Below are 14,115 nucleotides of genomic sequence, written 5' to 3'. Positions count from 1 at the left end.
GCTCGGGCCGGCACTATCGTGACCCGATGACGACCGACAGGTGGGCACAGTGGTTGTTGACGCGCCGAGACGGCGGCAGCCCTACCCTGCGCGCCCGGCACGCCACAGACCTGGCGTGGTTCCGCGACGGCGTCCTCGACCGAGCCGATCTGAAACCCGATGACGTCCTCCTCGACGTCGGATGCGGAACCGGACTGATTGGGTTTGGTGCGCTCGACCGTCTCGGCCCGGACGGCCGCGTCATCTTCAGCGACGTGTCGCAGGACCTGCTCGACCAGTGCCGGCGGATCGCCGACGGCGATGAGCGGTGCAGCTTCGTAGAGTCGCCGGCCGAGGACCTTACCGGCGTGGCGGATGCCTCCGTCGACGTCGTCACCACCCGGTCAGTACTCATCTACTCCGACCGCAAAGCCACCGCGTTCGCGGAGTTCTTCCGAGTGCTGCGGCCAGGCGGAAGGCTCTCCCTCTTCGAGCCCATCAACCGCTTCCAGCTGCAACACCGCCCCGACGAATTGTTCGGCTTGGGCGGCTCCCCCGTCGACGAACTGGTCGCCAAGGTCAACAACCTGTACCGGGGACGCGTACAGCCGATGGTCGACTTCGACGAGCGCGACCTCATGACCTGGGCAGAGACTTCGGGCTTCGAGGCGGTGGAGCTGGACTACCGCGCCCGGCTCGACGTACCCGCCGAGCCGATCAGCGACTGGGACGCGCTCAAGCGGGTCGCCCCCAACCCCCTGGTCCCGACGTATGGCGAAGCCATCGCCGCCGCGCTGACCGACGACGAGTGCGAGCGCCTCGACGCGCACATGGCTGCCCTAGCAGCTGCCAGGACGCCTACCCGCCGCACTGACGGCAGATGAGTTCCCCGCCACGATTGGGACACCGCCAACACCAGTCGACGTCGATGAGCCGCCTCCCTTCGACTTCTGGCCCTACTACGACGCCATCCTCCATGACCACTTCGCCGACCACGACTTCAGCCGGGAGGAGGTGACGAACGTCTGGCAAATGCCCGACGGCATCTACCAGCATGTCCTCATCGCGTCCGGAACCCCGAACGTGTACATGGCGCTCGTGCTCGACCTCCGAACAGCCGCAGTGCTCGGCCACCACCTGCTCGACCTCAACGAGCTCTACGGGCTCAGTCAGGCGCCCGTGACACCTTGATGACGGCGCCCAGGTCCTTACCGAGATCCCCGGCACCACTCCGAAGGCGGTCGCCCGGTTCAAGGTCCGCACCACCACGAACCCGTTAAGGTGCACTCTCAGCCCGTCGGCAGAGGACACACATGGATAACCGAACCGACCCAGTTTTGATCATCGCCGGGGTGTCAGAGAGCGACGGCAAGCAGCGCGCCTTGGAGGTGTGGCTCTACAAAGCCACCAAGGAAGGCTGGTCCGTGACGGTGGAGTCAACCTCGGTAGACGAGCCAGGTGACCAGTGCGCAGTCGTACACATCGAAGGTCTGAAGTATCGCATCCGCCACGCGAAGCGCGTCCGGCAGCACGTCACCATCGTGCCGGCAGGGCAGCACCTGGTCGATGCGGCCGTCAACCTGCGCATGGGCGAATCAAACGGCGTCACGCAGACCTGGGAGTTCGGCCACGCGGCTTGGGCCGAGCCTATCGTCGAGGACGACTAGGTCATGCCGGCACTTGGCGTTGTATTGATCAAAGGTAAGGCATAGTCGATCAACACGGAAAAGATGCCGTCTGAGCTGCTCGTTCATTGGTCATCGGTGGTCAACGTTCGTTGCTCTTGGTTCACCTCTGACGGCCTGGATACGGCCTGATCTTGGGACTCGCCCGGGCGACGTCGGGATGGACTACGACGGCGCTTTGCCCATCATCTAGATACGAGAATGTCGTGACCTGGTGGGGGCGCTGTAGTGCCTTGCTGCGGCTCGCATGGACTCGATGAGCGTGAAGCCCGGGTAGTAACGCGGGTCGGAGTACAAATGCCGGTAGTAGCAGGCCCAGTAGCTCGCCACTCGCTCACGCGTGACGGCGAGGAAGGCCGGGTTCGCGGCGAGAACCTGTCCATAGACAGCGTGCTGCGGGGTCGTGGGGTCGTCGAGCTCGACGAGTTCACGGCGGACGTCGAGCAGGATCTCTAGGACGTACTCCCCGACCAGCCGGACCACGAATGGGACCACCCACGGCTCGTTCAGCCTCAGAACGTGCTCAAGCCGTCGCTGCCGTACTCGACCGTCGTGGTGACGCGTATAGAGGCAGTTGAGAATCGCGAACTGAGTCGGCGGCAGACTGGCCTCCGCACCGGCTGGGGGTTCGGCTTGGTAGATGCGGTACGGGATGACCAGTGGCTGCTCATCGACGGTTACACCGAACGGCAGGGCCGGCTCCAAGGGTGCCGACGGTAGGAGCTTCAAGACGGTCTGCACGTCCCGCTGAAGGTGGGCCGGGAAGGCAGCAGCCAGTGACGGCCCGGTAGGGGTCCTCGGCGCAGGGCTTTGCACGGTCGGACGGTACAGCCTTCCAGCCGTCGGGACTGGCCCACAGCGGGATGGTCCTTTCCCGGGAGGTAAAGCCGCGACCGGCCGCTGTCAGCCGGCCTACCGGGCTGCCATTGACCGCTACGTCGGGCAGGCATCGGGCATGCCGACCGAGCCACTCATCATGACTCAGTCGCAAGGGGACGTCCTGCTTCAAGTGCAGCGCGGCCGGCATCCGTGACCATCGCCTTGGTCAGCACTGGCTCACCCGACTTCTCTATCACGAAGCCTTGCTCAACTAGGTACGTCGTGACATCACATCCCGTCTGGAGAGCGGGCCGCCGCCCGGCCCGCCACGTCAAGACGGCCCTTGACGCACGGTCGGACGCTGGCGGGTCGGGCGGTGGTCTGCTCGGCTTGCCCGGGTCGATGGCAGGCGGGATGGCTTACCGTAACCACCCACGGAGCGCAACGCGCCGACGGGTTTGCAGCCATCTCGGAGCCCGAGCGCCCCCGCCGGAGGCGCAGTAACCACGACCCCACGCGCCGCGCCATCGACACCGCGTTTGGCGAGGACCAGGCCGCTACTGACGGCCGGGAAGCCGTTGACGGCCTGGAGACGGCATGAACATGGTTCAGCGGCCTTCCGGACGATGATCAGGCGCAGGTCAGGGCACCTGCGCCCGTTACTTGGCGTTGAAGTAGCTGGCCTCCGGGTGGTGGACCACGATCGCGTCGGTGGCCTGCTCCGGCATCAACTGGAACTCCTCGGACAACTCCACGCCGATCCGCTCCGACCCGAGCAGGTCCACGATCTTCGCCCGGTCCTCCAGATCGGGGCAGGCCGGGTAGCCGAACGCGTACCGGCAGCCCCGGTAGTCGTTGCGCAGGATCCCCGCCAGGTCCATCGGGTCGTCGGTGGTCAGCGGACGGCCGTCGGGCAGCGTCAACTCGGCCCGGATGCGCCGGTGCCAGTACTCGGCCAGCGCCTCGGTGAGCTGCACGGACAGCCCGTGCACCTCCAGGTAGTCGCGGTACTCGTTGCGGGCGAACAGCTTCGCCGCGTACTCGCTGACCGGCTGACCCACGGTGACCAGTTGCAGCGCGACCACGTCGAGCTGGTCGCCCTTGGGCTTGAAGAAGTCCGCCAGGCAGAGCCGACGCTCCTGGCGCTGGCGGGGGAACGAGAAGCGGGCGCGCTCCGCGTGCCCGTTCTCGTCGAGCACCACCAGGTCATTGCCCTCGGAGTACGCGGGAAAGTAGCCGTACACCACGGCTGCCTCGAGGACCTGGTCGGCGATCAGCCGGTCCAGCCAGTACCGCAGGCGCGGCCGACCCTCGGTCTCCACCAGTTCCTCGTAGGACGGACCGTTGCCGCCACGGGCGCCGTTCAACCCCCACTGCCCGCGGAAGGTGGCCCGCTCGTCGAGCAGCGCCGCGTACTCGGCCATCGGCACGCCCTTGACCACCCGCGTGCCGAAGAACGGCGGGGTGGGCACGACCACGTCCGTGGCCACGTTGGAGCGGGTCGAGGAGTCGTGCAGCTCGGGCAGGGACTCGGTCACCATGGACCGTTGCCGTTCCCGGCGGGCCCGCCGGGCCGCGAGGGCCGCCTCCCGCTCCGGGTCGATCACCGGGGCTCCGCCGCGCTTGGCGGTCATCACCTTGTCCATCAGGGACAGCCCCTCGAAGGCGTCCCGCGCGTAGTGCACCTGGCCGGGGAACATCGCCCGCAGGTCGTCCTCGACGTACGCGCGGGTCAGCGCGGCCCCGCCCAGCAGGACGGGCCAGCGCTCCGCGACCCCGCGCGTGGCCATCTCAGCCAGGTTTTCCTTCATGATGACGGTGCTCTTGACCAGCAGCCCGGACATGCCGATCGCGTCGGCGCGGTGCTGCTCGGCGGCGTCCAGGATGGCGTTGATCGGCTGCTTGATGCCGATGTTGACGACCTCGTAGCCGTTGTTGGACAGGATGATGTCGACCAGGTTCTTGCCGATGTCGTGCACGTCGCCGCGCACGGTGGCGAGCACGATGCGACCCTTGCCGCCGTCCTCGATGGTCTCCATGTGCGGCTCCAGGTACGCCACCGCGGTCTTCATCACCTCGGCGGACTGGAGCACGAACGGCAGTTGCATCTGGCCGGAGCCGAACAGCTCACCGACCACCTTCATGCCGTCCAGCAGGATGTCGTTGATGATCGACAGTGGAGACCGGCCGCCGGCCATCGCCTCGTCCAGATCGGCCTCCAGGCCGTTGCGCTCACCGTCGATGATCCGCCGCTTGAGCCGCTCGTCCAACGGCAGCGCCGCCAACTCCTGCGCCCGGCTGGCCCGGGCACTCGTCACGTCGACGCCCTCGAACAGCTCCAGGAAGCGCTGCAACGGGTCGTACCCCTCGCGGCGCCGGTCGTAGACCATGTCCAGGGCAACCTCGCGCTGCTCGTCGGGGATCTTCGACATCGGCAGGATCTTGCTGGCGTGCACGATCGCCGACGTCAGACCGGCCTGCACGCACTCGTGCAGGAACACCGAGTTGAGCACCTGCCGGGCCGCCGGGTTGAGCCCGAACGAGATGTTCGAGATGCCGAGGGTGAAGTTGATCCCGTCGTAACGCCTGGCGATCTCCCGGATCGCCTCGATGGTCTCCAGCCCGTCGCGGCGGGTCTCCTCCTGCCCGGTGGCGATCGGGAAGGTCAGCGTGTCGATCAGGATGTCGGACAGGTCCATCCCCCACCGGCCGGTCAGGTCGTCGATGGTGCGCGAGGCGATGCGGACCTTGTCCGCCGAGGTGCGCGCCTGCCCCTCCTCGTCGATGCACATCACCACCACGGCGGCGCCGTGCTCCCGGATCACCGGCATCACCCGCCCATAGCGGGACTCCGGGCCGTCGCCGTCCTCGAAGTTCACCGAGTTGACCACACACCGGCCGCCGAGCATCTCCAGCCCGGCCTCGATCACCGCCGGCTCGGTGGAGTCCAACATGATCGGCAGCGTGGAGGCCGTGGCGAACCGGCCGGCCAACTCCCGCATGTCCTGCGTGCCGTCGCGGCCGACGTAGTCCACGCACAGGTCGAGCAGGTGTGAGCCGTCGCGGGCCTGACTGCGGGCGATCTCCACGCAGGCACGCCAGTCGCCGGCGAGCATCGCCTCCCGGAACGCCTTCGAGCCGTTGGCGTTGGTCCGCTCCCCCACCATCAGCACCGACGCGTCCTGGGCGAACGGCACCGGGTGGTACACCGACGAGACGCCCGCCTCGTGCCGGGGCTCCCGGGACGGGGCGGTGACGCCGTGCAACCGCTCCGACAGCACCCGGATGTGCTCCGGGGTGGTGCCGCAGCAGCCGCCGATCAGCCCCACGCCGTACTCGTTGATGAACCGCTCCAGGGCCTCGGCCAACTCCACGGGAGTCAACGGGAAGTACGCCCCGTCGGCGGTCAGCACCGGCAGGCCGGCGTTCGGCATCACCGACAGCGGGATGCGGGAGTGCTGCGACAGGTAGCGCAGGTGCTCGCTCATCTCGGCCGGGCCGGTCGAGCAGTTGAGCCCGATCAGGTCCACGCCGAGCGGCTCGATCGCCGCCAGGGCCGCACCGATCTCACTGCCGACAAGCATCGTGCCGGTGGTCTCCACGGCCACGTGACAGATGATCGGCACCGACTGGCCCAGCTCGGCCATCGCCCGCTTGGACCCGACCACGGCGGCCTTGACCTGGAGCAGGTCCTGGCAGGTCTCGATGATCAGCGCGTCCGCGCCACCGACGATCAGACCGGCGGCGTTCTCCTGGTACGCGTCGCGCAGGGTCGCGTAGGGGGCGTGGCCGAGGGTGGGGAGCTTGGTGCCCGGCCCGATCGAGCCGAGCACGAACCGGGGCCGCTGCGGGGTGCTGGCCGCGTCGGCGGCCTCCCGCGCGATCCGGGCGCCCGCCTCGGACAGCTCCCGGATGCGCTGCGGGATGTCGTACTCGGCGAGGTTGGCGAGGTTGGCGCCGAAGGTGTTGGTCTCCACGCAGTCCGCGCCGGCCGCCAGGTAGGCGTCGTGCACCCCACGCACCACGTCCGGCCGGGTGACGTTGAGGATCTCGTTACACCCTTCGAGGCCGTCGAAGTCGTCGAGCGTGAGGTCCGCGGCCTGCAGCATCGTGCCCATCGCCCCGTCGGCGATGAGAATCCGGTCGGCCAGCACATCCATCAACGAAGTCCGCACCCGTCCAGGTTAGTGCGGCGCCCGCCCCGCCCACTGACCGTCAACGGGCGATCCCACATTGTGTCAGCGGGATCACGCTGTCCGGTCCGTTCCTGTCTGACCGGGCCTGGAAGCGGCCGACCGGCGCGGCCGACAGGCCGTACCTCCGCCCGGGACGTAGGCTGACGGACGTGAAGGACAACAGCGACGCCGCCGTGCCCCACGGTCTGACGACCGGGCGCCATCCCGGCGCCGGCCGCGACGAGCAGGGTGAGGTGACGGCGTGACCGAGTTCGACGGACTGCCGGTGCTGCGCTCCCCGGTGGCCATCGCCGCGTTCGAGGGCTGGAATGACGCCGCCGACGCGTCCACCGCCGCCGTCGAGCACCTCGAGCAGGTCTGGAACGCCCGGCAGATCGCCGAGTTGGATCCGGAGGACTTCTACGACTTCCAGGTCAGCCGGCCCACCATCACCATGGCCGACGGGGAGACCCGCCGGGTGGAGTGGCCGACGACCCGGTTCATGGTGGCCAGCCCGGAGGGCACCGACCGTGACGTCGTGCTGATCCGCGGCATCGAGCCGAGCATGCGCTGGCGGACGTTCTGCGAGCAGGTGCTGGAGATCTGCCACAGCCTCGAGGTGGAACGGGTGGTGCTGCTCGGGGCGCTGCTGGCCGATGTTCCGTACACCCGGCCGCTGCCGATCAGCGGCAGCGCCTCCGACGCGCAGGCCGCCGAGCGCTACCAGCTCACCCCCACCCGCTACGACGGGCCGACCGGGATCGTCGGTGTGCTGCACGACGCCTGCACCCGCGCCGACGTGGATGCCGTCTCGTTCTGGGTGCACGTGCCGCACTACGCCAACAACCCGCCGTGCCCCAAGGCCACCCTCGCCCTGCTGCACCGGGTGGAGGAGGTCGTCGACCTGCCCGTGCCGATGGCCGACCTGGCCGAGGAGTCCGCCGAGTGGGAGCAGCGGGTGCGGAGCGCCGCCGAGCAGGATGCCGAGCTCGGCGAGTACGTCCGCGAGCTGGAGGAACGGGTCGGCGACGAGGGCATCACCCCGCTGACCGGTGACGAGATCGCTCAGGAGTTCGAGAAGTACCTACGCCGCCGGGGCGGTTCGGCCGGCCCCACCGCCGGCTCCTGGTAACACCGCTCGCTGCGGGCCCTCGGACCTTTGTGGTCCGGGGGCCCGTTTTCGCGTGTCCGGGGTGGCGCCGTCACACCCTCTAAGGCATCCTAGGAACCTAGATGTGATCAAGGAGGTGGGTGTGCAGATCAACCCCGGGGCCGCCGAGTTCCCGCACCGACAGATCGCCGCGCAGCTCAAGGCCCAGGTCCGCCGCGGCGACTGGGGGCCCGGCGAGCGGCTGCCGTCCATCCCGGCCATCGCCGAGATGTTCGGCGTCGCCAAGCAGACCGTGCAACGCGCCGTCGACCAACTGCGGGTCGAGGGCATCCTGATCACCAAACCCGGCTCCGGTACGTACGTCCGGGGCACCCGCCGCCGACTCAACCGGCTCTCCCGAGGCCGGTACGGCGGCTTCCGCGGCTACCACACCGACCTGGCCGCCCGATACCGCCAACAACTCGTCTCCGTCGGGCACGCCCCCGCCCCCGCCGAGGTGGCCGACGCATTCGGCGTGGCGGACGGCACCAGCCTGCTCTGCCGCCGGCACCTCGTCCGCACCGACGACTCCCCCGTCGAGGTGGGCGCCTCCTGGTTCCTGCCCCGCGACACCGCCGGCACCTCGTTGGAGCGCACCGAGGCGTTCGGCCGCCCGCTCTACCAGGAGGCCGAGGAAGCCACCGGGCGGCGGTACGTCTCGGCCACCGACACGATCAGCGCCCGCCAGCCCAGCCGGGAGGAGGCCGAGACCCTCCAGATCCGGCCGGACACCCCGGTGCTGCACCTGCTGCACGTCGCGTACGACGCGAGCCGCAAGCCGATCGAGGTGGCGCAGGCGACCTGGCCCGGCCCGATGGCCACCCTGACCGAGGAGTACAAGATCCCCGGCCCGACCCCCGACCCGGAACCGGACCCCGGCCTGGTCCTGGGCTGACTGTCCCGCCCCACCCCCGCGCACCTGCGCCCACCCTGGTCGATCATGAGGTTGACGGGTCCGGCAGAGATCGACATGCCCGCCAACCTCATGATCGACCGAGGTTTGGGTGATCGGCGCGGCGGCTGGAGTGCTCCGCCGCCGGAGAGCGACGACCATCGTGCATCTATACACTCGGTGTATATACTGCGGTTGTACCGATGGCCGGACGGCTCGGTTCCGGCGTCGACAAACCCAGGGGGATCCATGCCAACCGTGAAGCCTGTCGGTCAACGAGGGATGACGCGCCGTGGCCTCGTCGGAGCCGCGCTGGCGGCCGGGATCAGCGTGCCGATGGGCATCGCCAGCGGTGCCGGCCGCGCCACGGCGGCGACGGCCAACCCCGGGCCGGACCGGCTCACCCTGCCCGCGCCGACCGGGCCGTACCGGGTGGGAACGGTGTCGCTGCACCTGGTCGACCGTTCGCGGCTGGATCCGCTGGCCGGCCCGGGGCGGTACCGGGAGCTGATGGTCAGCGTCTGGTATCCCGCCCGGGACGTGCGCCGGTACCCGCGTGCCCCCTGGATGACCCCCGCGTCGATGCGCATGCTGCTGGACTCCGCCGGGTTCGCACCCGACGCCGCGCTGGCGCCCCTGACGGCCGGGCACGAGGGCGCCCCGGTGCGGCACTCGGGCCATCGGTTGCCGGTGGTGCTGTACTCGCACGGCGCCGGCAGCCACCGTTCGGACACCACGATCGTGGTGCAGGAACTCGTCAGCCACGGGTATGTGGTCGTCACGGTGGACCACACGTACGACGGGGTCGGCGAGTTCCCCGACGGCCGGGTCACCATCCAGGAGGAAGCCTCCGACGTCACGCCGTGGACCTACACCCACGACGTCCGGTTCGTCCTCGACCAGATCGCCGACCTCGCCGCCGGGCGCAACCCCGACGTGGACCACGCGCCGCTGCCGGCCGGACTGGGCGCCGCCCTCGACCTGAGCCGGATCGGCATGTTCGGCTGGTCGAAGGGCGGTACCGCGACGGCCCTGACCATGGGCACCGACCGACGGATCCGAGCGGGGCTGAGTCTCGACGCCCCGATGGTGTCGCAGCCGCTGCCCGCCACCGATCTGTACCGGCCGTTCATGCTGATGACGGCGGATTACACCCGGGCCACCGAGCCCGCCGTCGCCGAATTCTTCGCCCACCTACGCGGATGGCGGCTCAACGTTCAGGCCGCGGGAGCGATCCACGTGTCATACGGCGACAACCAGTGGCTCGTGCCGCAACTGGCACGGATCATCGGCATGAGCGACGAGGACCTCGCCGACTGGATCGGCACTCTCGACCCCACCCGCGCGGTCCGCATCGGGCAGGCGTACCCGCTGGCGTTCTTCGACAGGCACCTGCGGCACCGGGGCGGCCGCCTACTGGACGGCCCGAGCCGGTCCTTCCCGGAGGTGGCGTTCATCGCGTAGCCCGGCCGTCCGCGCCGCCCCGACCCCGACCTAGTCCTGGGGTGAGGCGTTTGATCGACTCGGCTTCCTGGAAATCGGTGCGTCGCACGCGTCGGGACACCGCGACTTCCTGAAAACCGAGTCGATCAACGCGCCTGGGCTAGAGGCGGATGCCCAGGAGGGCGTCCATCGTCTTCGCGAAGAGGGCCGGGGCGTCCGTGTCGTCGGCCACGCCGGCCAGCGTCGCGTCGGCCCACCGGTCGGCGGCCGCCAGGGCGCCCGGGGTGTCCAGGTCGTCGGCGAGGCGCTCGCGTACCCCGGCCAGCAGCTCGGCCCCGGACGGCCCGGCGGGCGCGGCGGCGGCCCGCCGCCAGCGGTCCAGGCGCTCCTGCGCGGCCGTGAGCAGCTCGTCGGTCCAGGTGCGGTCGCTGCGGTAGTGCCCGGAGATCAATGCCAGCCGGATCGCCATCGGGTCCACCTTGTCGGCGCGCAGCCGGGACACGAAGACCAGGTTGCCGCGGGACTTGGACATCTTCTCGCCGTCCAGACCGATCATCCCGGCGTGCACGTAGTGCTCGGCGAACGGCGCCTGACCGGTGAGCCGCTCGGCGTGCGCGGCGGACGCCTCGTGGTGCGGGAACAGCAGGTCGTTGCCGCCGCCCTGCACGTCGATCCGGTCGCCGAGCAGGTTGAGCGCGATCACCGCGCACTCGATGTGCCAACCGGGGCGGCCCGGCCCCAGGTCGCCGCCCGGCCAGGACGGCTCACCCTCGCGGGCGCCGCGCCACAGCAGCGGGTCCAGGGGGTCGCGCTTGCCGGCCCGGTCGGGGTCGCCGCCGCGCTCCGGGAAGATCTCCAGCATCTGCTCGCGGGTCAGGTTGGACTCGTAGCCGAACCGGCCGGTGGCGGAGATGTCGAAGTAGACGTCGCCGGTGCCGTCGTCGAGGCGGTACGCGGCACCGTCCTTGACCAGCACCTCGACCTTTTCGGCGATGTCCGGGATCGACTCGACCGCGCCCACGTAGTGCGCCGGCGGGATGATCCGCAGCGCCTCCATGTCCTCGCGGAACAGCGCCGTCTCGCGCATCGCCAGGACCACCCAGTCCTCGCCGTCGCGGGCGGCGCGTTCCAGCAGCGGGTCGTCGATGTCGGTGACGTTCTGCACGTAGCGCACCGGCCGGCCGGCGTCGCGCCACATCCGCTGCACGAGGTCGAACGTGATCATGGTGGCGGCGTGACCGAGGTGCGTGGCGTCGTACGGGGTGATGCCGCAGACGTACATGCTGCCCGCGTCCGCCGGCTCGCTCGGGTGGACACCCTGCCGCGCCGAGTCGTACAACGCCAGTGGCTCGCCCCTGCCCGGCAGCCGTGGCACCTCGTGTCCCGCCCAAGACTCCATGGGATCAGCCTAGCCAGCCCGACGACGCCGCCGGAGCGCCCCACGGGTGATCAAGATGACAACGGCTCACATGGGTGGCCAGGGGATCGCCGGCCAGTCCTCCGGTGGCTGCGGGAAGCGGCAGGTCTCGCGCAACCTGTCGATCCGGGCGGCCACCTCGGTCACCTCGCTGATGGTGAGGTGGTCGGCCAGCTCCGCGCCGAGCGCCCCGGCGACCTGCCCGGCGAGCCCGTCGAGCATCTCCACGGCATCCGGGGGCAACTGCTTGCCGGCCCAGCCCCAGAGCACCGTGCGCAGCTTGTCCTCCACGTGGAAGCTCACCCCGTGGTCCACCCCGTAGATCCGGTCGTCGGCACCGACCAGCACGTGAGCACCCTTACGGTCCGCGTTGTTGATCACCGCGTCGAGCACCGCGAGACGGGCCAGCCGGGGGTCGTCGGCGTGCGCGAGGGCGTACGCCGTGCCGTCGTCGTCGCGGGCCGCGGCGATCGGGAACCAGCGTGGCGGCAGCTCCCCGGCCGGCAGGAAACCCACAAGCGGGTCGGCGTCCTCCGGCTCGTCGATCCACAGCTGGCAGGAGCCGGGGCCGAACGGGCCGTCGCGCAGCACCGTGGGCGGCACCAGGTCCCAGCCGGTGGCCCGGGAGACCAGGTACGCCGAGACCTCCCGCCCGGCCAGGGTGCCGTCGGGGAAGTCCCAGAGCGGACGCTCACCGCGGACCGGTTTGTAGACGCAGCGGGCGGTGGCCCCGTCCAGGGTCAGGATGCCGCGCAACGTGGTGTTCGACGCGTCGACCAGCCGACCCTCCAGGTCGAGCGTGCCGTCCCGCAGCAGCCGCAGCGCCGCGTCGCCGTCCTGGCGAGGCTGGAGGCCGGACGAGGTCACCGGTGATAACCGTTGTGCCGCGGGCAGAGGTGCCCGGCGGGGTCCAACGGTTGGCCGCAGAGCGGGCACGGAGGCCGACCCGCGTTGACCACTCGCCGGGCCCGCTCGATGAACTGACGGGTCGCCTGCGGGGTGAGCCGGACCCGGAGCCGGTCGAGGTCCTCGTCCGGCTCGTCGTCCTCGACATCGTCGTCGTCGGGGTCCTCGTCGTCCTCGTCGCCCAACTCGACCTCGGGCTCCACCTCGCCCGCGGCGATCGCCTCGATCACCACGGTCGCGGTGTCCACGTCGAAGGCCAGCCCGAGGGTCCCGACGCGGAACTCCTCGTCGACGGGCGTGTCCAGTGGCTCGTTGTCGCCGATCACCTGGGCCAGCTCGGGCAGGTCCACCCCGAAGCGACGCTGCGCCTCGGTGAGCAGCTCCTCCAGCTTCTCGGCGAGCAGGGACACCTGAACCTTTTCCAGCGCGACGCTGACCAGCCTGCCGCCGCCGCGGGCCTGCAGGAAGAACGCGCGCTCCCCCGGCGGCCCGACAGTCCCGGCGACGAACCGCTCCGGCGGTTCGAAGGCGTGCACCTGGTGGGTCATACCCACGACCCTATCCGGCCCGCCAGGGCACCGCGCACCCCACCGACCCGAATCGCCCCAGGGGCGGCGCGCCCGGCGTACCAGCGGCAATAACCGGGCGTGGCGGCCCCGCCGCCGGCCTCGGCCGGTCTCGGCCGACGATCAGGCGGGGTTGTCGCGGCGGGGTGGCCGCCCGGTGGCGTCGTCACGAGGACGCGCCGGCGCCACCGCCGACCGCGGCGTCCGAGTCGGCCGCGCGGGGAGCCCGCCGACGCCGCTTGCGCGGTGGCGGCACCAGGGCCGACAGGTCACCGCCGGTGTCGTTGAGCCGGACCAGGAACGGCCGCAGCGGGGTGAACCGGATCGCGGTCACCGACGCCGGGTCGGCCACGATCCGCTGGAAAAGATCCAGGTGTACGCCGAGCGCGTCCGCCACGATGGCCTTGATCACATCGCCGTGGCTACACGCCAGCCACACCGCCTCGGGCCCGTGCTCGGCGCTCACCCGGGCGTCCCACGAGCGCACCGCCGCGACCGCCCGCGCGGCCATCTCCGCCATCGCCTCCCCACCGGGGAACACCGCCGCGCTGGGGCGCTGCTGGACCACCGGCCAGAGCGGCTCCTTCGCGAGCTTCTTCAGCGGCTGCCCCTCCCAGCTGCCGTAGTCACACTCGATCAACCCGTCCTCGACGACCGGGGTGGCCTGCGGAAGCGCCAACTCCAGGGTCTGCCGGCAGCGGATCAGCGGGCTGGTCACCACCCTCGCCAGCGGCACCGCCCGCAACCGCTCACCCGCAGCGGCGGCCTGGGCGCGCCCGGTGTCGTCCAGTTCGACCGGTTGCCGACCGGCCAGGCCGCCGTCGGCGTTCGCCGTGGTCCGGCCGTGTCGCAGAAGCAGAAGGGTCGCCACGGGGACCACCCTATGACCTGCGTCCCGCCCGGGACGGCCGCGGGCTGCGAGCCACCACCTGAGGTACGCGCCGCCGGGGGTCGGCGCCGCCGGCCCGCGCTTCATGATCGACTCGATTTTCAGGAAGTCGGGCTGTCCGACCGTCCCGGACAGCGCGATTTCAAGAAAGTCGAGTCGATCATGCCTGGCGGGCGGCGGGCGGCGGGCGGCAG

Annotated in this window: 12 protein-coding genes; 6 read left to right on the top strand and 6 right to left on the bottom strand. The window is 70.4% G+C overall.

Annotated elements, in window-relative coordinates:
• The first annotated feature begins 26 nt into the window (after positions 1 to 26).
• From AB0C25_RS19485 to AB0C25_RS19475, 3 genes are all read left to right on the top strand, one after another.
• Complete coding sequence (locus AB0C25_RS19485; RefSeq protein WP_357374947.1) at positions 27 to 863, top strand: class I SAM-dependent methyltransferase; 837 nt, start codon at positions 27 to 29, stop codon at positions 861 to 863.
• Between the two features lie 130 nt (positions 864 to 993).
• Complete coding sequence (locus AB0C25_RS19480) at positions 994 to 1,170, top strand: hypothetical protein (RefSeq protein WP_357374945.1); 177 nt, start codon at positions 994 to 996, stop codon at positions 1,168 to 1,170.
• A gap of 122 nt (positions 1,171 to 1,292) precedes the next feature.
• Entirely contained in the window at positions 1,293 to 1,646 is a 354-nt protein-coding gene (locus AB0C25_RS19475; RefSeq protein ID WP_357374943.1) for a hypothetical protein, read from the top strand.
• A 207-nt stretch (positions 1,647 to 1,853) separates the two neighbouring features.
• Here AB0C25_RS19475 and AB0C25_RS19470 read toward each other — a convergent pair whose 3' ends face one another.
• Both AB0C25_RS19470 and metH read right to left on the bottom strand, forming a co-directional pair.
• On the bottom strand, positions 1,854 to 2,369 hold the full coding sequence (locus AB0C25_RS19470) for a hypothetical protein (protein WP_357374941.1): 516 nt from the start codon (positions 2,367 to 2,369) through the stop codon (positions 1,854 to 1,856).
• 773 nt (positions 2,370 to 3,142) lie between these two features.
• Positions 3,143 to 6,658 (bottom strand): methionine synthase, encoded by a 3,516-nt coding sequence (gene metH, locus AB0C25_RS19465; RefSeq protein WP_357374939.1) that lies wholly within the window; start codon positions 6,656 to 6,658, stop codon positions 3,143 to 3,145.
• 262 nt (positions 6,659 to 6,920) lie between these two features.
• Here metH and AB0C25_RS19460 point away from each other — a divergent pair, with 262 nt between their 5' ends.
• From AB0C25_RS19460 to AB0C25_RS19450, 3 genes are all read left to right on the top strand, one after another.
• The gene (locus AB0C25_RS19460) at positions 6,921 to 7,790 is read left to right on the top strand and encodes a PAC2 family protein (RefSeq protein WP_357254177.1); all 870 of its coding nucleotides are present in this window, start codon (positions 6,921 to 6,923) and stop codon (positions 7,788 to 7,790) included.
• A 121-nt stretch (positions 7,791 to 7,911) separates the two neighbouring features.
• Positions 7,912 to 8,703 carry a GntR family transcriptional regulator gene (locus tag AB0C25_RS19455; protein WP_357375047.1) on the top strand — a complete coding sequence of 264 codons (792 nt, stop codon included), beginning with the start codon at positions 7,912 to 7,914 and terminating at the stop codon, positions 8,701 to 8,703.
• 279 nt (positions 8,704 to 8,982) lie between these two features.
• Positions 8,983 to 10,164, top strand: coding sequence for an acetylhydrolase (locus tag AB0C25_RS19450; RefSeq protein ID WP_357374937.1), 1,182 nt, complete (start codon positions 8,983 to 8,985; stop codon positions 10,162 to 10,164).
• 139 nt (positions 10,165 to 10,303) lie between these two features.
• On the opposite strand, the gene mshC is transcribed toward AB0C25_RS19450, so the two are convergent.
• The 4 genes from mshC to AB0C25_RS19430 all read right to left on the bottom strand — a co-directional run bounded on the left by mshC (position 10,304) and on the right by AB0C25_RS19430 (position 13,912).
• Positions 10,304 to 11,542, bottom strand: coding sequence for a cysteine--1-D-myo-inosityl 2-amino-2-deoxy-alpha-D-glucopyranoside ligase (gene mshC / locus AB0C25_RS19445; RefSeq protein WP_357374935.1), 1,239 nt, complete (start codon positions 11,540 to 11,542; stop codon positions 10,304 to 10,306).
• A 66-nt stretch (positions 11,543 to 11,608) separates the two neighbouring features.
• A complete protein-coding gene (locus AB0C25_RS19440; RefSeq protein ID WP_357374933.1) occupies positions 11,609 to 12,427 on the bottom strand; it encodes an SCO1664 family protein in 819 nt (272 codons plus the stop codon).
• Positions 12,424 to 13,014, bottom strand: coding sequence for a DUF3090 domain-containing protein (locus tag AB0C25_RS19435; RefSeq protein WP_357374931.1), 591 nt, complete (start codon positions 13,012 to 13,014; stop codon positions 12,424 to 12,426). Before AB0C25_RS19435 ends, AB0C25_RS19440 begins: the two co-directional genes overlap by 4 nt.
• A 184-nt stretch (positions 13,015 to 13,198) precedes the next feature.
• On the bottom strand, positions 13,199 to 13,912 hold the full coding sequence (locus tag AB0C25_RS19430) for an MSMEG_4193 family putative phosphomutase (protein WP_357374929.1): 714 nt from the start codon (positions 13,910 to 13,912) through the stop codon (positions 13,199 to 13,201).
• Between the last annotated feature and the right edge of the window lie 203 nt (positions 13,913 to 14,115).

The organism is Micromonospora sp. NPDC048839, from assembly GCF_040649915.1.
Taxonomy (GTDB): Bacteria; Actinomycetota; Actinomycetes; order Mycobacteriales; family Micromonosporaceae; genus Micromonospora.
The sequence above is the reverse complement of the archived record's forward strand: the minus strand, read 5'-3'. Positions and strand labels throughout refer to the sequence as shown.